Raw genomic sequence first — 24,146 nt, 5'->3', positions numbered from 1 at the left:
AATTTATCTCTGATGATGGGGATCAAATGCATCACGTACGGCTTCACCGACAAACACCAGTAAGCTCAACATAATGGAAAGAACAACAAATGCCGATAACCCTAACCAAGGCGCTTGCAGGTTCGTTTTACCTTGAGCAAGCAACTCACCCAATGAAGGAGAACCAGCAGGTAAACCAAACCCAAGAAAATCTAACGACGTTAATGTCGTCACCGAACCGCTTAAAATAAACGGCATCATCGTCAGCGACGCAACCATGGCATTCGGCAGCATATGACGCAGCATAATTCGACCATCGCCAACACCAAGCGCTTGCGCTGCGCGAACATAATCAAGATTACGGCATCGTAAAAATTCAGCCCTTACCACACCAACTAATCCCATCCAGCTAAAAAGCACCATAATACCCAGCAGCCACCAGAAATTGGGTTCGACAAAACTCGATAGAATAATCAGTAAGAATAAGGTCGGCATACCCGACCAAACTTCTATAAATCGCTGACCGAATAAATCAACCCAACCACCGTAATACCCCTGACATGCCCCGACAATGACACCAACAACAGTCGATATAACCGTTAATGCGAAACCAAATAATACCGACACTCTAAACCCGTAAATGATTCGAGCTAAGACATCACGCCCTTTATCATCCGTACCTAACCAATTAACGCTATCAGGAGGTGAAGGTGCCGGCCCTGTTAAGTCGTAATTAATCGTGTCGTAGCTGAAACGAATGATCGGCCAGATCATAAAGCCATCCGCTTCGATCAACTCAGCGACATAAGGATCGGTATAGTCAGCTTCAGCATCAAACTCACCACCAAACTCGGTTTCTGAATATTGCTCTGCAATAGGAAAATACCAATTTGACTGAAAGTTAATCACTAAGGGCTTATCATTGGCGATGATCTCTGCAAATAGCGTGATCACAAATAAAAAAGCAAAGATCCAAAGCGACCAATAGCCTCTTTTATGGGCTCTAAACCGGCTCCACCGTTCCTTGGTTAATGGATTCATTTTCACTAACGCGCCTCAAAATCAATACGTGGATCGACCAATGTGTAGGTAATATCCGAGATAATATTTAATAACAACCCCAATAACGTCATGATGTATAAAGAGCTAAACACCACAGGGTAATCACGTTGAATGGTCGATTCAAACCCTAATAAGCCAATACCTTCAAGTGAAAACATAACTTCAATTAGCATTGCCCCCGTGAAAAAGATACTAATAAACGCCGCAGGGAAACCCGCAATAATAATCAGCATTGCATTTCTAAATACGTGCCTATAAAGAATATTACGTTCATCAAGCCCTTTTGCCCGAGCAGTGACAACATACTGTTTATTGATTTCATCAAGGAACGAGTTTTTAGTCAGCATCGTTAGCGTGGCAAACCCACCAATAACCATGGCGATAATCGGTAACGTTAAATGCCAGAAATAATCCACGATTTGTTGGAATACATTCATTTGATCAAAACCGGATGAAACCAACCCCCGCAAAGGGAACCAACTGAAATAGTTACCACTCGCAAAGAAGATGATAAGGATGATCGCAAATAGAAAACCTGGAATGGCGTAGCCAATAATGACAAGAGCACTGCTCCACACATCGAAACGTGAACCATGCTTAATTGCTTTTGCGATACCAAGTGGTATCGAAACAAGGTAAATGATTAACGTGCTCCATAACCCTAAGGAAATAGAAACAGGCAAACGCTCAATGATTAAATCAATGACGTTACCGCCTTTAAATAAACTTTCACCAAAGTTAAATGTTGCATAATTCTTTAGCATGTCGAAATAGCGTTCATGCACGGGTTTATCAAACCCAAATTGTTTTTTAATTTCTTCAACTACTTCAGGGTCAAGTCCGCGAGAACCGCGGTAGCCCGAGCCATTATCCGACGGTTCGAGACTGCCAACTTCTTGCCCCCCCCCGGTAAATCGCTCCATGATGCCAGACCCATGCCCTTCCAGTTGAGCGACGGCTTGCTCAACTGGCCCACCAGGGGCAATTTGAATCACGAAAAAGTTAATCGTGATAATTGCCCACAGCGTGGGAATAACCAGTAACAATCGACGAATAATATAGGCGGACATAATTCCCTTGCTTAAATATCAATAAAAAGCATCACTAACAAACATCAAGTGCAACTAAAGAAGGTCGAATCAGCTAACTCAATAACAGACCGACCAGCAAGCTCATTCTTACGCTATACATACATCTTTATTTAGCTGGCACACTGTTCAACGGCGCTTCTCGGGTAGTTTGGCCGCCTTCACAGGGTCGACCCACCACGTATCTTTACCCAAGTTGTACTTAGGACGTAACTCTGGTCGCGAGAACTTATCCCAACTTGCCACACGAAACTTACTAATGTGCCACTGTGGAATCACAAAGAAATTCCACTGCAATACCCGATCAAGTGCACGGCCAAGCTCTAATAACTTTTCTGGGTTTTCCTGATTTTTAACTATTTGCTCGGTTAAATAATCAATCGATGGATCTTTCACACCAGCAGTATTGTAAGTGCTGTCAATGAACTGACTATTCCATGCGATTAACAAGTTCGGACTTGGGTATGAATTGGCACTGTACCCAGCAGAAACCATTTCGAAATCACGGTCGCGTAAGCGCTTAATGTATTGCGTGGTATCAACCGTTCTTAGCTTCATGTCGATACCCAATAACTTCAAGTTTTTCTGTACCGGTATCGCTAAGCGTTCTGTGGTTGGGCTGTACATGAGAATTTCAAAACTAAAGGGTTCACCGGTTTCGACATTCGTCATGACTTTATTTTGCACTTCCCATCCAGCTTCCTTCATTAACGCTAAAGCTTTACGAAGTTGCACCCGAATACGGCCACTCCCATCTGTTATTGGCGGCTCGTAGCTTTCAGTAAATACCCGCGCTGGCACTTTATTTTTTATTGGCTCTAAAACCGCTAATTCACCTTTAGAAGGTAAACCTGTCGCCTCATATTCTGTGTTCTGGAAGTAACTACGGGTACGGTTGTATTGGTTATAGAACAAACTTTTGTTCATCCATTCAAAATCCATAGCGTACGACAATGCTTCACGCACTTTAGGGTTACTAAAGTATGGACTTTCCGTATTAAACACGAAGGCTTGCATTGACTGCGGGATCTGGTGAGGAATCTCTTCTTTTACAATGTAACCTTTATCAAAGTTATTACCTTGATACATGGTTGCCCAAAACTTAGCGACATTTTCTTCGCGAATATCATACTCACCCGCCTTAAATGCCTCTAGGGTGACCGTTTCATCACGATAATAATCATATTGGATGGTTTTAAAATTATTACGCCCAACATTGACAGGTAAATCTTTCGCCCAATAATCATCAACCAATGAATAAGTCACGCTTTGGCCTGCTTTATAAGAGGAAATCTTATAAGCGCTGCTGCCAACAGGGGGCGTGTTTAGCGGTTGACTTAAATCTTTATCTTTCCAAAAATGTTCGGGTAATACATTCATACCCTGTACCATCGCGAGCAAAACTTCACGATTAGGCGTGGTCATCTCAATACGGGCTGTCAGAGGAGATGTAACCGTGACTGATTTTACATCTTTGAAATAAACCTTATATTGCGCGACCCCTTGAGTCATAAATTTATTAAAGGTAAATGCAACATCAGCAGCCGTTATAGGTTCACCATCATGGAATCGCGCTTTCGGGTTAATGTCGACTTCCATCCAACTGTAGTCATCAGCGTATCTAACTTTCTCGGCAATTAACGGGTAAAAGCTATCGATTTCGTCACTTGAAGGAACAAAAAGCGTGTCATAAATCGTATCGCTACCAGCTGCAGATACCCCACGCGACGCATAGCGGTTAAAACTATCAAACGTACCAACTTGGGCGTAAGTAACCCGCCCTCCTTTCGGCGCTTTGGGGTTCACATAATCAAAATGGGTAAAATCGCTAGCGTACTTTGCTTCACCAAAACCGACTAATGATGTTGCCTCTACCACCTCTGCGGCATGAATAGAGCCTGTTACCAATAACATCATCATGGTTGATGACATGCGCTTTATCATCTGCGCCTCCCTGCAATAACTCATCGAGAAAATTTAAGCTTTTCATTATTCTACGATAGGACAGTAAACAGGATTCAACAACCACTCAATAGTGTGAAGAAGAACCTGTGATCTTTTATCCGTTATCCATAATGATGATGTCTAAATCTTCATCAGTGCCATTGTTATGACCCATATAATTAATAATTTACGGATATATGACCTGATTTCTCATCACCACGGGCTTGCAGCGGTGAAAGTAAGGGGCTAATATCGCGACCTTTCGCGCTAGCGAACACCTTATTCAGCACTACTTCGCGATACAGGATCACGACATGTCAAAATTCTTCTTTAAAGGCCGCATTGAAAAAAAACCTAAGCATGCAAGCTATGGTTACAACACAAAACGAGCGGCAAAGTTAGGTACTGAAACTAACCCTCTTCCTTTGACGGTCAACAGCGAAGAAAAGAAAACTGAGGTTGAAGTACTACTTGAGCAACACCAATTGTTTGCCATTATCACCGTTGACAGTGAAGCCGAGGAAAATATGGAAGAGCTTGAAACCATGATTAACAAGCCAACAACAACAGTCTTTGACAAAACACCAAACCGTAATGATCCATGTTCATGCGACAGTGGTAAAAAATTCAAGAAGTGTTGCGGTAAATAATACGCAATAACGTAAGCAAAACCCTTTCGATAGATAGAGAGGGTTTGCCTTCTTACTTACTCGATTGACAAATCTCTGCAAATCCCCATAAAAATCCGTATAATCCCGCTTCATTTTTAACTTTCAAGATGTACACAATATGAGCAAAGGTTACTCCTGTGTGGGGCTTTTCAATCCCAAAACCCCTGAAAACGTCGGTTCGGTAATGCGTGCTGCAGGCTGCTATGGCGTTAATTCTGTCTTTTACACAGGGACTCGCTACGATCTTGCCAAGAAATTCTGCACAGACACTAAAAATGTTTGCTTAGATATTCCGTTAATTGGTGTACAAGACCTGAAAGACATCATTCCCCATGATTGCGTACCAGTAGCCGTAGATTTGATTGAAGGGGCAAAACCACTACCCGATTACAAACACCCTAAACGTGCTTTCTATATTTTTGGCCCAGAAGACAACACACTAAAAAAAGAGATCACTGAATTTTGCCGTGAAACTATTTACGTGCCGACCACAGGCTGCATGAACCTTGCAGCGGCCGTGAATGTCATTCTTTATGATCGTATGGCGAAGGGTGATAATTTCTCCAACCACAAATAGTGGTTACTCTATAGCCAGACTCCCCTTCCCCGAATGAGACGGAATAATACGCAACTTAGCACATTATTCCATTCACGATGATCACTCTCTATTTACCATTAAGAATACTAAACGCGTAAACGCCAGCATCACACAGTGATATACCCACAATAGTTGCCACCGCAGCGATGCGAAAAATGCCGTCATCGGTGGAATGAGCCCCTTAAGCAGACTAGACTTAGTCCGATTTCAGTCTTCCTTTCTTCGTTAATATCAATCTAACCACCAAGATCAGGAAGCTTTAGGTAGAAAACTGAAAATTAGCTGTGCAAATAAACAACCATGCACTCGCTATTTTCCAGTGAATTTTCTTAATAGCTTGATGCTTCTGTAGTTTTATTGAGCATTTGGTGTGGAAATGAAGAAAAGGCGAAGCAAAAACAGGCAAATGTGTATTTTATAGTGCATGGGCTATGTAATCTTTGTTTGAATCAGTGATATACTCCCGCCCTAACATGTGACCGTAATTGTTGATAGAGAAAAACAATGACAGATTTATCTAAATACAGAAACATTGGTATTTTCGCGCACGTTGATGCGGGTAAAACCACAACTACTGAGCGTATCCTTAAGCTTACTGGTAAAATCCACAAAACTGGTGAAGTTCACGATGGTGAGTCTACGACTGACTTCATGGAACAGGAAGCTGAGCGCGGAATAACTATCCAGTCAGCAGCAGTAAGCTGTTTCTGGGACAACCACCGTTTTAACGTTATCGATACTCCGGGACACGTTGACTTCACAGTAGAAGTTTACCGTTCTCTTAAAGTACTTGATGGCGGTATCGGTGTATTCTGTGGTTCTGGTGGTGTTGAGCCTCAGTCAGAAACTAACTGGCGTTACGCGAATGATTCAGAAGTAGCTCGAATCATTTTCGTAAACAAACTAGACCGTATGGGTGCAGATTTCTTCAGCGTTGTTGATCAAATCAAAAAAGTACTAGGTGCTGTACCTCTAGTTATGACTCTTCCAATCGGTCGCGAAGATGACTTCGTTGGTGTTGTAGACGTACTAAGCCGTCAAGCATACGTTTGGGATGACACTGGTCTTCCTGAAAACTACGAAATCAAAGAAATCCCAGCGGATATGGTTGATGACGTAGAAGCGTACCGTGAAGAGTTGATCGAAACTGCTGTTGAGCAAGACGATGATCTAATGGAAGCGTACATGGAAGGTGAAGAGCCTACCATCGAACAAATCAAAGCGTGTATCCGTAAAGGTACTCGTACTTGTGATTTCTTCCCTACTTACTGTGGTTCTGCATTCAAAAACAAAGGTATGCAGCTAATCCTTGACGCAGTTGTTGACTACCTACCGTCTCCAACTGAAGTTGACCCACAGCCGCTTACTGATCCAGAAACTGGCGAGCCAACTGGCGACGTTGCAACAGTATCTGTTGACGAGCCACTAAAAGCGCTTGCGTTCAAAATTATGGACGACCGTTTCGGTGCACTTACTTTCATCCGTATCTACTCAGGTAAACTGAACAAAGGCGATACGATTCTTAACAGTGCTACTGGTAAGACTGAACGTATCGGCCGTATGGTTGAGATGCAAGCTGATGAGCGTAACGAACTAACATCTGCACAAGCTGGTGACATCATCGCTGTTGTAGGTATGAAGAACGTTCAGACTGGTCACACTCTATGTGATCAGAAGCACGAATGTACGCTTGAAGCAATGATCTTCCCAACTCCAGTAATCTCGATTGCTGTTACGCCGAAAGACAAAGGCGGTTCTGAGAAAATGGGTATCGCGATCGGTAAAATGGTTGCAGAAGATCCATCTTTCCAAGTTGAAACTGACGAAGAAACTGGCGAAACCATCCTTAAAGGTATGGGTGAGCTTCACCTAGACATCAAAGTTGACATCCTTAAGCGTACTTACGGTGTTGACCTTCTTGTTGGTGCTCCTCAAGTTGCTTACCGTGAAACTATCACTAAGAAAGTTGAAGATAGCTACACGCACAAGAAACAATCTGGTGGTTCTGGTCAGTTCGGTAAGATCGACTACATCATGCAGCCGGGCGAAGTGGGTACTGGTTTCGCATTCAAGTCTTCTGTAGTGGGCGGTAACGTTCCTAAAGAATTCTGGCCTGCAATCGAGAAAGGCTTCAAAGGCATGATGGATACTGGTGTTCTTGCTGGTTTCCCTGTTCTTGACGTTGAAATCGAACTTCTAGACGGTGGCTTCCACGCAGTCGATTCATCTGCAGTAGCATTTGAAATCGCAGCGAAAGGCGCATTCCGTCAGTCTATGCCTAAAGCTGGCGCGCAACTTCTTGAGCCTATCATGAACGTTGACGTGTTCACTCCAGAAGATCACGTTGGTGATGTTATCGGTGACCTTAACCGTCGTCGTGGCATGATCAAAGATCAGATCGCTGGTCTAACTGGTTCACGTATTAAAGCTGACGTACCTCTTTCAGAAATGTTTGGTTACATCGGTCACCTACGTACAATGACTTCTGGTCGTGGTCAGTTCTCTATGGAGTTCTCACACTACGCACCATGTCCTGCAAACGTTGCAGAGCAAGTTATTGCTGACGTTAAAGCAGCTAACGAGAAGAAGTAATTCTTCCTTAGCCTTTAACTGATACTAACCCCAACAATGAAAATTGTTGGGGTTATTTTTTATCTGCAGCTCAAAGAAGTAGACCAAAGCCGACGTCTTAATCACCCCCTCCCCATTCTCTCGCGCATTCTCTCGCGCATTCTCTCGCGCATTCTCGTAAGTAATTCATAAAACCAAATTGTATTAGCCATTGCTGCTGTTCACGGCTTTTCACTAAAAAACGCCCGCTATAATTAAACCCATTCGAAAAAACACCTTGAATATTATTCTTCGTTCTAGGTATTACGACCATCCAATCACGGCTTAACAGCAGGTTATATGGCCTTGCATCCTCTTCTTGCCGTATACATAATAAGCCGAGCGTCTCAATTGCCTTGCGGTAACAGTCATAAAGGTATTCAGTGGTTAAGTGACGATTGCCGATTGAGTATACGCAGTGATTGAAGGGGAGCCTCCCCTCACTAATGATTGTATTCAACGGTATCGGTGTTTTAACCAACTGCATATGGCGATGAGGCTGACTGGCCCCAGCGATAGGACCACTATTAAAAAAACCAAATACATCTGGCTCTGTGAACCCTAATAGCCATGAATCAAAATCAGCTCGGCTTAATAGTGAAGACTGAGAGACAAATCTTTTACTGCATATCAATAAGTGTGGGGAAAGCACAGGAAACTTATTTAATAAGCAAACGTGTTCGCTGCCCGCCTCTGCAACGAACAATGCTTGTTCATAAGGTAGGAATGGATTGGCCTGCATATTTCTTGCAGTTATTTCTTTTACGATCGGTTTTTTTACAATTGGTTTTTTCTTTGCGTTAGAAGTAAGTACATGGGTGAGGTAACAAACGCCCTCTTCTTCAACCTCTTCAGCATCTGTTGCAATAGGCATCAGCGCGCCCACTTGCAGCGCAGCTTCACTCACCTCTTCTGCAGTAACCCAAAACATGCAAATCCCCATCCACTCGTTGAACCATTACCCTAACTATACGCCTTGATGTGTAACAGCTAAAAGTGCGTTATTGAATGCTTGTTTATCGTAGAAGGTATGATACTTCTCTATCAAAAACCAACCGTACACATAACTTTACAACCTCTGCAATTTCTCGAACTACCGTATTTCGCCCTTTGCTAGCCCATAGAAAAGAAACTTTGTATTATCAATGCCATTGGAAACACTGCTTCATTCTATTCCCTACGTACTTTAAACAAGTACGCTAATAGTACTCCAGAGCAGTCTGAGATCTTTGTTTGGTCGCATAAGATTTCTCCCGCAATTTTGTTTGGTCGCAAGTTGCAACTCCAAACCAGGAGCCTAGCTCCGATATGCTTAAGCATAAAAAAAGGCGTTCACCTTTACAGGTAAACGCCCTTTTGTTGTGTCTAATATTTACGCTCTAGATAAGCTCTGCAGCTAGCAAGAAGCAACCAAACAAGAAGCTTAACCCCATTGCTAATTGTCCACCGCCTGCTTGATATACCACGCCAGTTACATCAACAACAGCATTGTCATCATATTGCTTATCACCACGTAGCTTCATGATCATCGCCATCGGAATAAACACAGCCAAGAACACAAGAATAATACCAGCGTAGCCCAGTACTGACAGGAATTGGTCTGCTGCAGCAAGCGCACCCACCAATGGTAAAATGAAGGTTAAACAATACGTTACAGCACGGTTTTGTTTAAACGTATCAGCGTTCTGGTCGAAGAGTGCCATTGCTACGCCCAAGAATGAGGTAAGTAGTGCTAGGCCTGTAAACACAGACAATACAACATTAATCATGCTGTGGTTTGCACCTAGGACTGCAATAAGCTCAGAAACGTTTGAAAAATCAACCATTTGTTCTGCGCTCAAATTCCCCATCGCAGCATATAACCATAGTAGGTAACTAAATAATGGGATTAATGAGCCCACGATAACCATGTTACGCAATTGCTTATGTGTCGCTTCTTTGTTGTAGGTAACCAGTGAAGGAATAACAACCATAAAGCCAAAGCTAGTAAATAATACCGAACTCGTTTTAATGAGATCGACTTTACTGTCACTTGTCGCGACCAGCAGGTTGTCCATCGTAATCGTTGGAACAAGAGACACCAACGTAAGTAACAGCATCACAACCATTACCGCAAAAAGTGCTCGGTTCAACTTATCAATAACGGCAGTACCAGCCGCAACTACAAGCCCTGCGAGCAATGTAAAGGCAATTTGGCTTTGCATCATACTTAACTCAAGGCCGATGCTTGATAGCATCTTCATCACTAAGTCACCAGCACCAATGATATAGGCCATCAGTAAACAAACTAGTAATGCGTATAAAAGGCCATTCGTAACTACCTGCCCGCCTTTGCCTAGAGTCTTACGTGCAATGGTGTTCATACCAAGGCCGCCACCAGCTTTTATACTAGCTTCAAGTAATAACAACGCGGCATAGGTGGTGCCCAACCAAATCACTAGCATTAACAGTGTGCCCCACATAAGGCCAAACTGCGCTAACACCATAGGAATAGCCAACATACCAGCACCTAGTGCTGTACCTGCAATAATTAGAGAGCTTCCAAGTAGCTTTAAATTCACAATATTTTCTCAAAGGTCGTGTCTATCCGCCGCTAGCAAAGCTATTAGCCAATAGATAAAATAGTATTTAGTTATTATTTCAATGCCATATCACCGCAAGGGGCAATAGCGCAATTAATAGCGAGAGGTACTAAATCGAAATGCAGCAATAAAGCCGAAATACTGGAAGCGAGAAAACTGAGTTTGCAGGTGCGTGGTTGCATTGACGTGCGGGTGCACATCACTTTGAGCAGGCTGGTTGTGCCCGACAAGTTGAATGTTCATTTATCGTACTCCAAAAAACGATATTTCCCTGTTAGAAAAGCAAACATCCATTGATTGCCCTGATTTTGTTTGGTCATGGGGCAACTTATATGGCATAAGCCCTTACATCAACAACCAAAAATGAAATGTATGATTTCACTTTTGAGCTGCATCATTTGAAAATGTATTTCATCAGAAAAGAGTAAGCCCTTTGAGCTTGGTGGAGTAACATTCAAAGGGCTTTCATTCGGTATGCACTACGAGATAACTTGTTGGTATCGGTATTGGGCTTATATCGATAATTTATGCAAAATCTATTTTTGACGCCATCAATGTGAGCTTATTAAACGAAGAAGGATAGACGCTTATGGTACTGCCATCATCAAATTGAATACCATCATAAAAGTTTACGCCCCACTTCACTCGAGTGAATCGCGCAGAACGTGCTTTACTATACACAGCTTCAAGTGCATTTAAGGCACCCTGTTTCTTCACTTGCTCTAAAATCGCTGGGCTTAAAAGCTTTTCGGCCACTGATTTTGCTGTTGCAGTCATCCCTGCCTCCATTGAACTCATCATTACCTTGTTTTACCAAAATAATGATGAGTTGCAAGCGATAATCAATTAACTGATTACCTTAAGCCTTATCGCTAAACAGTTTTAGTGAATATTGTGATTAATGCACAATATTACTGTCTTCAATTTCAACAGTTTTACCGCCAGAAGAAATGAAGCTGACAACCGCCTTTTGCTGCATTCTCATCGAAGCTTCAATGTCACCAATATGTTTCATAAAACCTTCATCACCCAATGTCATTGGACGTCCATCAGGGTACAGCGGATCTGTGTAAATTACTGGCCCTTCATAAGGAAACAGATAAGTACCATGGCCGCCATGCTTAGCTCGAACAACACCACGTATCACTTCATCTTCAGGAGCAACCGTATTACCTGAGATAGCTGTTAGCGCTAAGTGCTCAATCAATGGCTCTGTGCCAACTAATAGTTTATCTGGAACGGTATTTACCACAACATTATCTGGTATGTAATCCACGCCTGCTTCGCAAGTCTCAGGCTTGTGATAGTCACAAGTCCCAGCCGCTTCAATCAACAAGATAGGCTGCTCTTTATTTTCAAATTGACGCTGAATAAAGTTTGCAGGATCTCCCGCATCCACCGCAGTTTGGACTGCAGGGAACATGTCTTTGGTCACCATGTCATAAAACATCGTTTCTAGATCGCTAACTTGCTGACGGTTTGCTTCACTTTCAAGCTTATATTGGAACAGGGCATTCAGACCCTCGACCTTAGTATGTAGCTCATCATCATACACCCCGACAATACCAGCAACAGTGAGTTGGATATCACTTGATTTCTTGATCTCATTAGCAACGTCACCACCAAGTAGGGGCGAATTCATAACAAGATCCGTTAAGTGCATTCCAGGTACAACAAGGCTCACCGTGGAAAATTCAAGCTCTGCATCCTTTTGCGATAAATCACTGACCATGGTTGATATAATTCCCCCTAGTGAATGCCCAATCAAACTAATATCTGAACTGTCAACGTAGCCTGTGCTGTTCAATGCCTTACGTAGGCTAAGCTGATCAATCACTGCCTGACGCTGGTTATCTCGTAGGGTCAACGGACTCAATAGGTTTAAATAAACCGATTTATCTTCATTCTCTTCGGTACTTGTCGTTGTAATATCAAGTATCCCATCACCATTTAAATCAACGCCACGTTCGCCATGAAGCGGCTGATCAATTGCGATGACTAAACGGTTTGTGTCTGTAACACTTTTCGCCATGGTTTGCGCCGATTCTTTCCACCCCGTAATACCATGTACAAAAATTGATGCAGGCAGTTTAGTTGGCTGAGTAGGATCCCAACCATTGGGTGCATAGATAATAACAGGGATATCTTGCTCACTTTGCGCTATCGGCTCAGGATTTGAGCCATGAACAAACTGTCCGCTACCATCTTGCCACCAGCTGTATAACGGTTCACAGTAGTCAATTTTATCCGCTTCTATCACTCGGTAATCTTCTGAATTTTCGGTATATAAAGCAGCTACTTCACAATTTGAACTATTAGGCATTTCAAGGTAATACGGTACTGTGATCGTTGCTTTATAGGTCCAAACATCAGCGCCAGCATCATCAAGAAGAACCTCAATATTTTCCAACGCTTGCTCAGGGATGTTGTTCATTGCAGCATCCATCACCGGATAAATACTCTGAGTCGTAAAGCGCGCACTATATACAATTTCATCAGCCACACCTGCCACTTCGAGCAATGAATGGTTGCTCTGAATTTGGCTAACAGCATTGTCACCTAATGCATGGTTGAGATTGTCACCATTCAATATGCTTTGGTAGCTAATTGAACGTTTAAGCGGTGTACCGGCAGTATCTGTAATGCCGTTAGACAGTGCGAGGATAAACGTGGTCGATTCGGGTAATACCTTCTTTGGTAAAACTCGGATATCGCCCTCCTCTGTTACATCAACAACAAAGTCTTCATTTGGAATAAGCAACTCGCCAGAATCAACATTTAAGAGATATGTTTTTTCAGTCAGTGTTGCTGTATTCACTCCCCCTTCGGGCCCTGATAGCGGTATTACAATTGGGTAGCCTGTTGACCATCCATCAAGTGCGCCATACACATTTTCATAATCACGATAGTCGACATTTTCACTGAGTGACTCGGCTGGCAGCTCTAATGTTCCGTCACTATCGCTAAGTAATAAGTCATTAGGATAAGTCACATCACTAAGGTTATATAAAACATACTGACTTGTATCCGATGTCGATTCATCTTCATCAATACAAGCGGTAAGCGCTCCTGCAAGCACAGGGATGAAACATAGAGATAATTTATTTTTATTCATTATGGGTTCCGTAGGTTTATTCAACAACGTTCAGACGCCCGGTTACCCTAAAATCCCAATGTCAGAGCAATGTAAAATACCGCCCGTAAACGCCTGATTTAACATATTATTTATATTTTTAGATTTATAGGCAGCACGAGAGTATAAATATTGTTAAGTTAAGTATTTATCCCCCCTTAAACCAGTCGTATATATTTATACAATCCATTCATCACTTTGTAATATTTCTTCATATGAAACCAGTGGTTATTAACAACATCCAGCCTAAGCTATTGATTATTTTATCAGGTACCACTTAGGTGGTATTTAAAGTAGCAATTGATTTACATCATATTTAATTACATTCTGAATTATTACACTGCTCGAAATAATTACCGCTTTGTTACTAGAGGATCTTATGAGCAAAGTCAGATTGGCTGTAATTGGCAACGGCATGGTGGGTCATCGCTATCTCGAGGAACTCGTCGATAGAGCTGACTTAGATAATTTCGAAGTCACCGTTTTTTGTGAAGAACCTAGGGTCGCCTATGACCGTGTTCATCTCTCTTCCTACTTCTCCCACCATACTGCTGATGAGCTTTCTCTAGTAAAAGAAGGCTTCTACGAAAAACACGGTATCAATGTCCTCCTCGGCGAACGCGCCATTACCATTAACAGAGCACAAAAAATTATCCACTCTAGCTCTGGCCGCGAAGTTCACTACGATAAGCTCATCATGGCAACTGGCTCATACCCTTGGGTCCCACCAATCAAAGGTAATGAAGGTAAAGACTGTTTTGTTTACCGTACCATCGAAGATTTAAAAGCCATTGAAGCAACAGCAAAACGCAGCAAAAGTGGTGTTGTCGTTGGTGGTGGCCTGCTCGGCCTTGAAGCTGCCGGTGCTCTGAAAGCCCTTGGTGTTGAAACCCATGTTATTGAGTTTGCCCCTGTATTAATGGCTGAACAGCTTGACCCACAAGGTGGCGAGCAGCTTAGAAAAAAAATAGAGACACTCGGTGTTAAAGTTCACACCAGCAAAAACACCACGGAAATTGTCGCTTCTGGTGAAACAGCGCGTAATACCATGAACTTTACTGATGGCACATCACTTGAAGTCGACTTCATCGTATTTTCTACCGGCATTCGTCCGCAAGACAAGTTAGCAATGCAATGTGGCCTAGCCACAGGCCGACGTGGTGGTATCGCAATTAATAATAGTTGTATTACTTCTGACCCTGATGTCTATGCCGTTGGTGAGTGTGCGTCTTGGAACGAAATGTTCTATGGCCTTGTCGCTCCAGGCTACAAAATGGCACAAGTCGCTGTTAGCCATTTGATTGGTGAGCAAAACCAATTTGAAGGGGCTGATATGAGCGCTAAGCTGAAACTGCTTGGCGTTAAAGTGGGTAGTATCGGTGATGCCAATGGTCGTACCCCAAACTGTAAAAGTTATGTATACCTCGATGAAAACGAAGAAGTCTATAAGCGTATTATCGTATCAGAAGACGGTAAGCAGCTACTTGGCGCAGTGCTGGTTGGTGACACGTCTGACTACGGTAATCTGCTTCAGCTAAAACTCAACAATATTGAGCTACCAAAGCACCCAGATACGCTAATCTTACCTGCACATGCTGGAGCCGAAAAACCAGCAATGGGCGCAGATTCACTGCCTGACACTGCTGTGATCTGTTCTTGTTTTGATGTGACTAAAGGCAAAATTGCCACTGCGGTTGCAGATGGCAACACAACACTGGGCGAAATAAAATCAATAACAGGTGCTGGTACGGGTTGTGGTGGTTGTCTACCACTTATCACCCAAGTACTGAATGCCGAGTTGGCAAAAGCTGGCATTGAGGTTAATAACCACCTTTGTGAGCACTTCGAGTACTCTCGTCAGGAGCTTTTCCATTTAATTCGTGTAGAAGAAATTAAATCTTTCGACGAGTTATTAGAAAAATACGGGAAAGGATACGGCTGTGAAGTGTGTAAACCCGCTGTCGGCTCTGTACTTGCTTCGAGCTGGAACGATTACGTATTAACGCCACAGAATACACCGTTGCAAGATACCAATGATATCTTCCTTGGCAATATGCAAAAAGACGGCACCTACTCTGTTATTCCACGCATGGCTGGCGGTGAAGTTACGCCGGAAGGCTTAAAAGCCGTCGCTGAAGTGGCAAGTGATTATAACCTTTACACTAAAATCACCGGTGCCCAGCGTATTGGTTTATTTGGTGCACAAAAAGATGATCTTCCAGCGATTTGGAACAAGCTTATCAGTGCTGGTTTCGAAACGGGCCAAGCCTATGCGAAAGCACTACGAATGGCAAAAACCTGTGTTGGTAGCACTTGGTGTCGATACGGTGTTCAAGACAGTGTTGGCTTGGGTGTCGAGCTTGAAAACCGCTATAAAGGCATTCGTACTCCACACAAAATGAAATTCGGTGTGTCGGGCTGTACACGTGAGTGCGCCGAGGCACAAGGCAAAGATTTAGGTATCATTGCAACAGATGCTGGCTGGAATATGTATGTGGGTGGCAACGGTGGTATGAAACCTCGTCATGCCGAACTGCTTGCAGCAGATCTTGATAAAGCAACGCTTATCAAATACATCGACCGTTACCTAATGCTCTATGTGCGTACTGCAGATAAGCTTCAGCGTACTTCTGTATGGCTTGAGAACCTAGACGGTGGTATCGACTACCTCCGTGAGGTGATTGTCAGCGATAAACTGGGTATTAACCAGCAACTAGAAACGGATATCAACAAACTGATCGCAAGCTACCAGTGTGAGTGGACAACCACACTTGATAGCGAAGCACAGTTGAAGCGTTTCAGTCACTTCATCAACTCAGATCAACGTGATAATAACGTCGTCTTTGTATCTGAACGAGACCAGCACCGTCCGGCGACAGCTGACGAAAAAGCCCCTATCTACAATATATCACTGGAGGAAACCGTATGAGTCAGTGGACTTCAGTTTGTCAACTCGATGACATCATTCCAGGTACAGGTGTATGTGCACTTGTCAATGGTGAACAAGTCGCAATATTCCGCCCTTCTGCAAATGAAGCGCTTTTTGCAATTAACAATATGGATCCGTTTGCCCGTTCGAATGTGTTATCACGTGGAATGATCTGCGAGCATCAAGGTGAGCTTTGGGTCGCCAGTCCACTAAAAAAACAACGCTTTAACCTAGCGACAGGTGTATGCATGGAAGATGAGCGTTTCAGCATCAACGCTTTCAAAGTACGCGTTACTGGCGGACAAGTGGAAGTGGCGGTTTAAGATAATTAGGCACGAGATTTAATAGCTAAAAGGCTTCCTGTCCTGCTCTGGATTTTTGTAGGGGAAAGAAGGTGACGTTCAGGGAGCCTTTGACTATTTAATCTTAACTTTTAATTTTAAACTTTAGACAATAAGGATCATTATGTCTTACTCCAAACCTGCTGAATTCGTCCAGACGATGATAAATACCGGCGAAGCGAAAGTACGTACATCTACGCGTGACCTAATTTTACGTGGCACGATGGCGGGTATTATTCTTTCTCTAGCCGTTGTAGTGGCTATTACAACTATCACACAAACCGGTGTTGGCATTGCTGGTGCTCTAGTCTTCCCTGTCGGGTTTTGTATTCTAAGCCTGATGGGTTACGACCTGGTTACAGGCGTTTTCGGCCTTGCTCCGCTGGCTAAATTTGAAAATCGCAAAGGTATTACTTGGGGCCGAATCCTACGTTGCTGGGGCTATGTTGGTCTAGGTAACCTTATCGGTTCTCTTATTGTTGCTTTCCTTGTTGCACTAACATTCACGATGAACTTCAGTGCTGAGCCAGGAGCTGTAGGCCAAACCTTTATTAAAGCCGCAACAGCACGTACAGTGGGTTACGCTGAGCATGGGATGAATGGCTGGATCACTGTCTTTGTTAAAGGCATTCTTTGTAACCTGATGGTTTGTTTAGGTGTTATTGGTAACATGACTGCACGCAGTGTCGCTGGAAAAATTGCTGCTATGTGGTTACCAATCTTCATTTTCTTCGCACTCGTTTTTGAACATGCTGTCGTCAACATGTTCCTATTCCCACTTGGTATGATGTTAGGCGCTGATTTCAGCATCGCCACTTGGTTGAACTGGAACCTTATTCCAACCATTCTTGGTAACCTTGTTGGTGGTCTTTTATTTACATGTGTTCCTTTGTACCTAACTCACGCCAAAACAGCCCCTGCTATTGACATAGAAGATGATAATGAAGTGAATGCAGAACCTGCATTAAGCACGAATTAATCACCTTGGGCTCCATACAATATGTGTGGGGCCTATTTCACTCTCACTAACTGTCGTATTTTTTGGCTATAAAAAGTAATAACTCATTGAAATAACTTCGAGTTCTACTCTTTATATCCAAATTTAATGAATAGGCGTTGCCATGACTACCAATCACACATCGTTAAACAGCGGCTTTGTTTCACTTGTCGGTGCCGGTCCAGGTGACCCAGATTTATTGACAGTAAAAGGTCTGAAAGTTATCCAAGCTGCAGATGTTGTGGTCTACGACCGACTGGTTTCTAAAGACATATTGGCACTGGCAGATAAGTCGGCTGAGATGATTTATGTCGGAAAAAAATTAGACTTTCACTGTGTACCGCAAGAGCAAATTAACCAAATTCTTGTCGGTAAAGCAAAGGAAGGGAAACGTGTTGTTCGCCTAAAAGGTGGCGACTCATTTATTTTTGGACGTGGCGGCGAAGAATTAGAAGAATTGGCTAAGCACGGAATTAAATTCGACGTCGTTCCTGGTATTACTGCCGCAGCCGGGGCAACGGCATATGCTGGTATCCCTCTAACGCATCGCGACCATGCACAAAGCGTACAGTTTATTACGGGTCACATTCAAAAAGACGGACGTGAAATTGAGTGGGCATCTCTCGCGCAATCAAATAATACGTTGGTGTTCTACATGGGGCTTAAGCAGAGCGGTCACATCAGTGACAAACTCATCACCCATGGTTTAGCAGCTGATACACCATGCGCGATAATTGAAAATGGTACTCGCCCAGAGCAGCGTGTACTAACGGGCAGCTTAGCGGCGTTACCAGAACTCGCAAGCACTGCGGCTAGCCCTGCATTAATTGTCATCGGCAGCGTGACAACGTTAAGCCACTCATTACAGTGGTTTAATTAATATAGATAGATAGATAGAACAAGGGCACATTACGTGCCCTTGTTACTTTCATAACAATTAATGCCAAATGCTTATTCTCGTTTCTTTTTAATCATGTCTGCAGCAAACATACCTATAAGCATTGCAGCAATAAACATTAGCATTGACGGATTCAATCCAGCGACAGAGGTAACAGCAGGTCCAGGACAAATACCAGCAATGCCCCACCCCAAGCCAAAAAGCCCAGCTCCAATCACTAAAGGTCTATCAATTAGGCTATGGGTCGCCACTTTAAATTCGGCTTCACAGATAGGTTTTTCCCTTGGTTTGATCAGAAGAAAATAGGAAGGCATAAATACAGCTAATGCTCCACCCATCACAAACGCCAAGCTAGGGTCCCAATTGCCTGCAATATCAAGAAAACCAATCACGCGATGTGGATCAACCATGCCTGACACCATCATTCCTAAACCAAAAAGTAATCCAGAAATCAGGGCCATAATTTTTGATGCCATGATATTTTTGCCTTTTAAATTAAATGTAAACGAACAAAAACCGTTAGCATTGCAACAGCCATAAAGGTACAAGTTGCAACAATAGAACGCTTTGATAGCCTTCCCATGCCACAGATCCCATGCCCACTTGTACAACCATTACCAAGCTTGCTTCCTATCCCGACCAGCAAACCAGCAATTGAAACCCAAAGCCAAGACGACACTGGCAATGTTTCAGGTACTTCAAACCCAATAAAAGGGGCAAGCCCACCACTTACAACCATGCCTACAACAAACAAAGCTCGCCAGCTTATTTCACCCTGTTTAGGTTTTAGCAACCCCGACACGATGCCACTTATTCCCGCTACTCGCCCATTCATCACTAATAATAAAACGGCTGACACACCTAACAACATGCCGCCAAATAGTGCATCCCATGGAAGACTAAAACTCATCATTTTTCCTTACAGCTGGAGGACTCTTATATTAGAGGATACTAAATAACAAGATTTAGTCAATACTAATAAAGCAAACATTAAATTAGCAAGCTCTAATTTAATGTTTTATCGTATTCAGATACAATGCTGAGATTACAAATCGTGGAATCCCTCTTTTCTGAGGTTAATGGAGATAATGATGACAAAGATTCTGATAGTTGGTGGCGTGGCAGGTGGAGCGTCTGCGGCAGCAAGGGCGAGACGTTTAAGCGAAGATGCTGAAATTATCATGTTTGAACGTGGTGAATTTGTGTCATTTGCCAACTGCGGACTGCCATACCACATTGGGGGCGATATTCAGGATCGCAGTAAGTTACTTCTACAGACTCCAGCCAGCTTTCTTGCTCGATTTAATGTCGACGTTCGTGTAATGAATGAAGTTATTGCTATTAACCGCGAAAATAAGGTTGTCACAATACGCAACATGCTCGACAACAGCGAATACCAAGAAAGCTATGATTTCCTGCTGCTCAGTCCTGGGGCGGCGCCAATCACTCCTAACATTGCAGGCCTCGGCACCCCGTTAACCCATTCACTACGCAATATTCCGGATATGGACAAGATCATCAAAACCATTGAGATCAATAAACCCGATCATGCCACAGTGGTTGGTGGTGGTTTTATTGGGCTCGAAATGATGGAGGCATTCCACCAGCTGGGGATCAAAACATCACTGATTGAAATGTCGGATCAAGTCATGACCCCTGTTGATCGTGAGATGGCAGGGTTTGTCCATCAAGAGATCAAAGACAAAGGCATTGATCTTCGTTTAAATATTGCCCTAGAGTCTGTGCAGTATAAGTCAGATCCACAAAGCTTAACCCTAACGCTCAATAACGGCGATACATTAGATACAGGTATTCTTATCATGGCGATTGGTGTTCGCCCTGAAACAAAACTTGCCGTTGAAGCCGGCTTAGAAATTGGTGAGCTTGGTGGCATTAAAACCAACGAATCCATGCAAACCAATGACCCTTCAATCTATGCTGTTGGCGACGCGATTGAAGAAAAAGACTTCGTTACAGGTGAGCAGACACTGGTACCGTTAGCTGGCCCAGCTAACCGCCAAGGTCGGATGGCTGCTGATAATATGCTGGGTCGCAGCGAAAGCTACCAAGGTACTCAGGGTACCGCAATATGCAAAGTATTTGATTTCGCCATTGCCTCTACAGGTAAAAATGAGAAGCAACTAAAGCGTGATGGTACTGATTACGAAAAGGTTTACGTTCATACAGCAAGCCATGCTAGCTATTACCCAGGAGCGGAAACCGTATCATTCAAAATGCTATTCGACCCGAAAACAGGCAAAATTTTAGGGGCTCAAGCAGCAGGTAAAGACGGTGTTGATAAACGAATTGATATCATGGCTGTGGCCCAGCGTGCAGGAATGACTATCGAACAGCTTCAGCATCTTGAGCTAACCTATGCCCCACCATTTGGTAGCGCTAAAGATGTCATCAACCAAGCTGCATTTGTGGCAAATAACATCATCAAAGGCGACTCAACTCCTATTCATTTCGATGAGATTGATGACTTAACTGACAATCAGTTACTGCTTGATGTACGCAACCCAGGTGAACTAAAAACTGTCGGCTATCTTGAAGGTGCTATCAATATCCCAGTCGATCAGCTACGTGATCGTATGAACGAGCTACCTAAAGACAAAGAAATTGTTATTTACTGCCAGGTTGGGTTACGCGGTAACGTAGCCTATCGCCAGTTAGTCAATAATGGTTATAAGGCACGTAACCTTATTGGTGGCTACCGTACTTATAAGTTCGCGAAAGCTTAACTAATTACGATTAAAACAATAAAACCCAGAGTGATGCTCTGGGTTTTATTTTGAACATTTCAGATACTAGTAACCCGAAGAGTTTGAAGAGCTAGAATAGTAGTGGGTGCTAGTCGACGATTGATAGGAATGTCCATCATCAGATTCCGATGAATAACTTTCATATCTATCGTACTGTTTGTTGCCATCTTTTCTGCCATCATAACGGCTATCTTTATAGTAATGATGACGATACCAATTTTTCCAATAGGTTGGTTTTTCCATTTTCTCCAGATCAATAATGAACAAGCAGTCGAAGTAAATAGGATCGCCAACTCCACCACCAAAGCCTGACATATCTACCATACCTGATAGTCGTGCTGTCCCTTTATGCCACCAATAATCACCACTGGTTTTAATTACACTGTTTTGATCACTTGAAGCACCAGTAATATGAGTAATAGTCTGGCCTTCAGGGGTAATCGTATCTTGTAATACTGGCTGAACCGTCGTTAAGCCTCTCGTCACAACTAAGCCATCAGGTAAGTAAAAGAAAGTTGTACCAATTAACTTTAATCCCCCCCCTCCGCCATCGGGTGTTACCTCTGATAAACAGTCTGTTGCACTACCAATCACCTCACCATCAGCAATATTCTGCACATCAACATCAAAGCAAATCGCGGGATCAGGGTTTTTATCACCATCAATATCTGGCACTTCTCCTTCATACATGTCACCAGAACCAATAAGCCTTACAGCCAGACGTTTACTGGTACTTTCTTCGTCGCCATAGCTATCGTCTGAATGAGAGTAATCTGAGTCGTCACTATCGCCATAGCCATCATCTGAATGAGAGTAATCTGAGTCGTCACTATCGCCATAGCCATCATCTGAATGTGAATAATCCGAGCCGCCACTGTTACCGTAGCCATCACCACCCGATTGTGAATAATCCGAGCCGCCACTGTTACCGTAGCCGTAGCCATCACCACCTGAGTGTGAATAATCCGAGCCACCACTATTGCCGTAGCCATCGCCACCTGAGTGTGAATAATCCGATCCACCACTGTTGCCGTAGCCATCACCACCTGAGCTTGAATAATCAGAATCACTACTATCACCGTAGCTATCATCACTCTCATACTCATCATACGAGTCACGGCCATACTTATGACCTTTCCCGCTGTTACCTTTGCCACTGTTAGAACCTTGCCCACTGTAATACGAATTATCGTCATCTTTGTCGTATTTACCAGAAGCTAAGCCTTGAGTGGAAAAGCCAATAAACACAGCTAGCAAGGTAAGTGTTATCTTGTTAATTTTCATTATGATACTCCAAGACAATCTGTAGCATCTTATAAATTTTATTAGCCAACTTAAAACAGCCTTAATCGCGATATAGCACCACCGATAAGGCACGTATGTATAATTACCTGATTAAGTGTAGAAGAGTGAATGATATATCTTTTGAGGGAAAAGTAGACAGTTGAAAACTGTATGCTGTTGTTTGAAAAGAGTATAATGAACTGAATACAACCATTATTAGATGAAAGAATCTGTCTCCATTCTCATAAATAAGAATATTTTCTTATTTTAAATACTCAGAATGTCATCCAAGTAACCTCACAGGCGAGGAGCATTAGATACTCATGTGTACTGATCCTTCATGTTTAGGGTTTGGTCCATACACATTACTCGTTACTTCGCTGTCTTGTATAAAAAAGAAAATCAAAACCAGCACACCAACAACCGGAATTAAACCCAATAATAACCACCAGCCTTTCTTTCCTGTGTCATGCAAACGTCGAACACTGACAGCCAATGTCGGTACTAATATTGCCAGCGAATAGATAACGCCCAACACACCCCCACCTGAGTCTGCTGGATTAATAAACCATTGATTTATCATCTGAAGCGCAAAACTAATAAGCATATTAATTAATATAAAGTACCAATACTCTTGCCTGCGTGCCCGCCCAGTAAACACCGCGTACTTTTTAAGTACATATAAATACCAGTTCATTACTCTATCCTTTCTTTTGATATTAATAAGCTTATATGATGATCGATTTTGTTATTGGCTCACTATCGAGTAAACACCTGAATCCCTATTTGAAAAGCCCAAATACGATCGCCATTTCTCTGAAAGGTTACATTAGCTTGTAAAAGAAACACTATCCTTAACAGCATCAACGACCTCTACTGGTGACATTATGAGAATTGCCTTACTGCTTATCTTGCACGTGTTGTTTTTCCTCAGTTATGGCCTTGTTCAAGCACAAGTCTCACTATCTGAGCATATTTACTCACCTGACAACGGTGTTATTTGTGACGATAAAGCAGGGTTTTGCGTCGATAGTTATGGTATTTCCATGGCATTTACTAAAGAGTACTTAGGCCAAGAGGCACAAGATAAAATGATGAAGCTCATCAATGATGTAGGCAGTGAAAATTTTGACACCACACGCTACTCATTAAGCAATAAAGTTTACTGTGATTCTGAAACAAAACAGTGCCTTGAAGATCGTTTTTCTGACATTCAAGCAACAGAATATAACGATATTTTATTTCACGACTAATATCTCTACCAT

At 42.9% G+C, this 24,146-nt stretch carries 21 protein-coding genes; 9 read left to right on the top strand and 12 right to left on the bottom strand.

Annotated features, from left to right (window positions below; all coding sequences use genetic code 11):
- Window positions 1–3: 3 nt before the first annotated feature.
- The 3 genes from L4D78_RS20650 to L4D78_RS20640 form a co-directional block, all read right to left on the bottom strand.
- Window positions 4–1,020, bottom strand: a complete 1,017-nt coding sequence (locus tag L4D78_RS20650) for an ABC transporter permease (protein WP_428468694.1) — start codon at window positions 1,018–1,020, stop codon at window positions 4–6.
- Window positions 1,021–1,025: 5 nt separating this feature from the next.
- On the bottom strand, window positions 1,026–2,111 hold the full coding sequence (locus L4D78_RS20645) for a microcin C ABC transporter permease YejB (protein WP_428468679.1): 1,086 nt from the start codon (window positions 2,109–2,111) through the stop codon (window positions 1,026–1,028).
- Between the two features lie 147 nt (window positions 2,112–2,258).
- A complete protein-coding gene (locus tag L4D78_RS20640; protein ID WP_428468678.1) occupies window positions 2,259–4,073 on the bottom strand; it encodes an extracellular solute-binding protein in 1,815 nt (604 codons plus the stop codon).
- A gap of 314 nt (window positions 4,074–4,387) precedes the next feature.
- Between L4D78_RS20640 and L4D78_RS20635 the strand changes: the two genes are divergently transcribed.
- From L4D78_RS20635 to fusA, 3 genes are all read left to right on the top strand, one after another.
- The gene (locus tag L4D78_RS20635) at window positions 4,388–4,723 is read left to right on the top strand and encodes a PBPRA1643 family SWIM/SEC-C metal-binding motif protein (protein WP_428468677.1); all 336 of its coding nucleotides are present in this window, start codon (window positions 4,388–4,390) and stop codon (window positions 4,721–4,723) included.
- Between the two features lie 139 nt (window positions 4,724–4,862).
- Window positions 4,863–5,321, top strand: a complete 459-nt coding sequence (locus L4D78_RS20630) for an RNA methyltransferase (protein WP_428468676.1) — start codon at window positions 4,863–4,865, stop codon at window positions 5,319–5,321.
- A gap of 525 nt (window positions 5,322–5,846) precedes the next feature.
- On the top strand, window positions 5,847–7,934 hold the full coding sequence (fusA, locus tag L4D78_RS20625; RefSeq protein ID WP_428468675.1) for an elongation factor G: 2,088 nt from the start codon (window positions 5,847–5,849) through the stop codon (window positions 7,932–7,934).
- Between the two features lie 97 nt (window positions 7,935–8,031).
- Here the strand turns inward: fusA and L4D78_RS20620 are convergent, their stop codons facing one another.
- The 5 genes from L4D78_RS20620 to L4D78_RS20600 all read right to left on the bottom strand — a co-directional run bounded on the left by L4D78_RS20620 (window position 8,032) and on the right by L4D78_RS20600 (window position 13,649).
- Window positions 8,032–8,883 (bottom strand): ATP adenylyltransferase family protein, encoded by an 852-nt coding sequence (locus tag L4D78_RS20620; protein ID WP_428468674.1) that lies wholly within the window; start codon window positions 8,881–8,883, stop codon window positions 8,032–8,034.
- Between the two features lie 448 nt (window positions 8,884–9,331).
- Window positions 9,332–10,513: an amino acid permease gene (locus L4D78_RS20615; protein ID WP_428468673.1), complete on the bottom strand. Its 1,182-nt coding sequence runs from the start codon at window positions 10,511–10,513 to the stop codon at window positions 9,332–9,334.
- Window positions 10,514–10,627: 114 nt separating this feature from the next.
- Complete coding sequence (locus tag L4D78_RS20610; protein ID WP_428468672.1) at window positions 10,628–10,777, bottom strand: hypothetical protein; 150 nt, start codon at window positions 10,775–10,777, stop codon at window positions 10,628–10,630.
- A 282-nt stretch (window positions 10,778–11,059) separates the two neighbouring features.
- The gene (locus L4D78_RS20605; RefSeq protein ID WP_428456841.1) at window positions 11,060–11,311 is read right to left on the bottom strand and encodes a hypothetical protein; all 252 of its coding nucleotides are present in this window, start codon (window positions 11,309–11,311) and stop codon (window positions 11,060–11,062) included.
- A 121-nt stretch (window positions 11,312–11,432) separates the two neighbouring features.
- A complete protein-coding gene (locus L4D78_RS20600) occupies window positions 11,433–13,649 on the bottom strand; it encodes a hypothetical protein (RefSeq protein WP_428468671.1) in 2,217 nt (738 codons plus the stop codon).
- A gap of 397 nt (window positions 13,650–14,046) precedes the next feature.
- Between L4D78_RS20600 and nirB the strand changes: the two genes are divergently transcribed.
- The 4 genes from nirB to cobA all read left to right on the top strand — a co-directional run bounded on the left by nirB (window position 14,047) and on the right by cobA (window position 18,814).
- On the top strand, window positions 14,047–16,596 hold the full coding sequence (gene nirB / locus L4D78_RS20595; protein ID WP_428468670.1) for a nitrite reductase large subunit NirB: 2,550 nt from the start codon (window positions 14,047–14,049) through the stop codon (window positions 16,594–16,596).
- Entirely contained in the window at window positions 16,593–16,919 is a 327-nt protein-coding gene (gene nirD, locus L4D78_RS20590; protein ID WP_428468669.1) for a nitrite reductase small subunit NirD, read from the top strand. Before nirB ends, nirD begins: the two co-directional genes overlap by 4 nt.
- A gap of 142 nt (window positions 16,920–17,061) precedes the next feature.
- Window positions 17,062–17,916 carry a formate/nitrite transporter family protein gene (locus tag L4D78_RS20585; RefSeq protein ID WP_428468668.1) on the top strand — a complete coding sequence of 285 codons (855 nt, stop codon included), beginning with the start codon at window positions 17,062–17,064 and terminating at the stop codon, window positions 17,914–17,916.
- A gap of 142 nt (window positions 17,917–18,058) precedes the next feature.
- On the top strand, window positions 18,059–18,814 hold the full coding sequence (cobA, locus tag L4D78_RS20580; RefSeq protein ID WP_428468667.1) for a uroporphyrinogen-III C-methyltransferase: 756 nt from the start codon (window positions 18,059–18,061) through the stop codon (window positions 18,812–18,814).
- 71 nt (window positions 18,815–18,885) lie between these two features.
- Here cobA and L4D78_RS20575 read toward each other — a convergent pair whose 3' ends face one another.
- Complete coding sequence (locus tag L4D78_RS20575; protein ID WP_428468666.1) at window positions 18,886–19,308, bottom strand: DUF6691 family protein; 423 nt, start codon at window positions 19,306–19,308, stop codon at window positions 18,886–18,888.
- A 14-nt stretch (window positions 19,309–19,322) separates the two neighbouring features.
- On the bottom strand, window positions 19,323–19,742 hold the full coding sequence (locus tag L4D78_RS20570) for a YeeE/YedE family protein (protein WP_428468665.1): 420 nt from the start codon (window positions 19,740–19,742) through the stop codon (window positions 19,323–19,325).
- Between the two features lie 181 nt (window positions 19,743–19,923).
- On the opposite strand from L4D78_RS20570, the gene L4D78_RS20565 reads away from it, so the two are divergent.
- The gene (locus tag L4D78_RS20565) at window positions 19,924–21,576 is read left to right on the top strand and encodes an FAD-dependent oxidoreductase (RefSeq protein ID WP_428468693.1); all 1,653 of its coding nucleotides are present in this window, start codon (window positions 19,924–19,926) and stop codon (window positions 21,574–21,576) included.
- A gap of 66 nt (window positions 21,577–21,642) precedes the next feature.
- Here the strand turns inward: L4D78_RS20565 and L4D78_RS20560 are convergent, their stop codons facing one another.
- On the bottom strand, window positions 21,643–22,881 hold the full coding sequence (locus L4D78_RS20560; protein ID WP_428468664.1) for a hypothetical protein: 1,239 nt from the start codon (window positions 22,879–22,881) through the stop codon (window positions 21,643–21,645).
- Window positions 22,882–23,194: 313 nt separating this feature from the next.
- Complete coding sequence (locus tag L4D78_RS20555) at window positions 23,195–23,578, bottom strand: DUF805 domain-containing protein (protein ID WP_428468663.1); 384 nt, start codon at window positions 23,576–23,578, stop codon at window positions 23,195–23,197.
- 190 nt (window positions 23,579–23,768) lie between these two features.
- Here L4D78_RS20555 and L4D78_RS20550 point away from each other — a divergent pair, with 190 nt between their 5' ends.
- Window positions 23,769–24,134, top strand: a complete 366-nt coding sequence (locus tag L4D78_RS20550; protein ID WP_428468662.1) for a YcgJ family protein — start codon at window positions 23,769–23,771, stop codon at window positions 24,132–24,134.
- Window positions 24,135–24,146: the final 12 nt, after the last annotated feature.

The organism is Photobacterium minamisatsumaniensis (genome assembly GCF_050336695.1).
Classification (GTDB): Bacteria; Pseudomonadota; Gammaproteobacteria; order Enterobacterales; family Vibrionaceae; genus Photobacterium; species Photobacterium minamisatsumaniensis.
This window is presented reverse-complemented; position numbering and strand designations above follow the sequence as displayed.

What these genes read in the sequence shown, in the direction of transcription:
- L4D78_RS20565 (WP_428468693.1), top strand. Translation starts at nt 19,924, where the DNA reads ATGACAAAGATTCTGATAGTTGGTGGCGTGGCAGGTGGAGCGTCTGCG.
- L4D78_RS20575 (WP_428468666.1), bottom strand. Translation starts at nt 19,308, where the DNA reads ATGGCATCAAAAATTATGGCCCTGATTTCTGGATTACTTTTTGGTTTA.
- L4D78_RS20645 (WP_428468679.1), bottom strand. Translation starts at nt 2,111, where the DNA reads ATGTCCGCCTATATTATTCGTCGATTGTTACTGGTTATTCCCACGCTG.
- nirD (WP_428468669.1), top strand. Translation starts at nt 16,593, where the DNA reads ATGAGTCAGTGGACTTCAGTTTGTCAACTCGATGACATCATTCCAGGT.
- L4D78_RS20630 (WP_428468676.1), top strand. Translation starts at nt 4,863, where the DNA reads ATGAGCAAAGGTTACTCCTGTGTGGGGCTTTTCAATCCCAAAACCCCT.
- L4D78_RS20550 (WP_428468662.1), top strand. Translation starts at nt 23,769, where the DNA reads ATGAGAATTGCCTTACTGCTTATCTTGCACGTGTTGTTTTTCCTCAGT.
- L4D78_RS20555 (WP_428468663.1), bottom strand. Translation starts at nt 23,578, where the DNA reads ATGAACTGGTATTTATATGTACTTAAAAAGTACGCGGTGTTTACTGGG.
- L4D78_RS20640 (WP_428468678.1), bottom strand. Translation starts at nt 4,073, where the DNA reads ATGATAAAGCGCATGTCATCAACCATGATGATGTTATTGGTAACAGGC.
- L4D78_RS20585 (WP_428468668.1), top strand. Translation starts at nt 17,062, where the DNA reads ATGTCTTACTCCAAACCTGCTGAATTCGTCCAGACGATGATAAATACC.
- nirB (WP_428468670.1), top strand. Translation starts at nt 14,047, where the DNA reads ATGAGCAAAGTCAGATTGGCTGTAATTGGCAACGGCATGGTGGGTCAT.
- L4D78_RS20560 (WP_428468664.1), bottom strand. Translation starts at nt 22,881, where the DNA reads ATGAAAATTAACAAGATAACACTTACCTTGCTAGCTGTGTTTATTGGC.
- L4D78_RS20570 (WP_428468665.1), bottom strand. Translation starts at nt 19,742, where the DNA reads ATGAGTTTTAGTCTTCCATGGGATGCACTATTTGGCGGCATGTTGTTA.
- L4D78_RS20600 (WP_428468671.1), bottom strand. Translation starts at nt 13,649, where the DNA reads ATGAATAAAAATAAATTATCTCTATGTTTCATCCCTGTGCTTGCAGGA.
- L4D78_RS20610 (WP_428468672.1), bottom strand. Translation starts at nt 10,777, where the DNA reads ATGAACATTCAACTTGTCGGGCACAACCAGCCTGCTCAAAGTGATGTG.
- L4D78_RS20620 (WP_428468674.1), bottom strand. Translation starts at nt 8,883, where the DNA reads ATGTTTTGGGTTACTGCAGAAGAGGTGAGTGAAGCTGCGCTGCAAGTG.
- L4D78_RS20635 (WP_428468677.1), top strand. Translation starts at nt 4,388, where the DNA reads ATGTCAAAATTCTTCTTTAAAGGCCGCATTGAAAAAAAACCTAAGCAT.
- cobA (WP_428468667.1), top strand. Translation starts at nt 18,059, where the DNA reads ATGACTACCAATCACACATCGTTAAACAGCGGCTTTGTTTCACTTGTC.
- L4D78_RS20605 (WP_428456841.1), bottom strand. Translation starts at nt 11,311, where the DNA reads ATGACTGCAACAGCAAAATCAGTGGCCGAAAAGCTTTTAAGCCCAGCG.
- L4D78_RS20650 (WP_428468694.1), bottom strand. Translation starts at nt 1,020, where the DNA reads ATGAATCCATTAACCAAGGAACGGTGGAGCCGGTTTAGAGCCCATAAA.
- fusA (WP_428468675.1), top strand. Translation starts at nt 5,847, where the DNA reads ATGACAGATTTATCTAAATACAGAAACATTGGTATTTTCGCGCACGTT.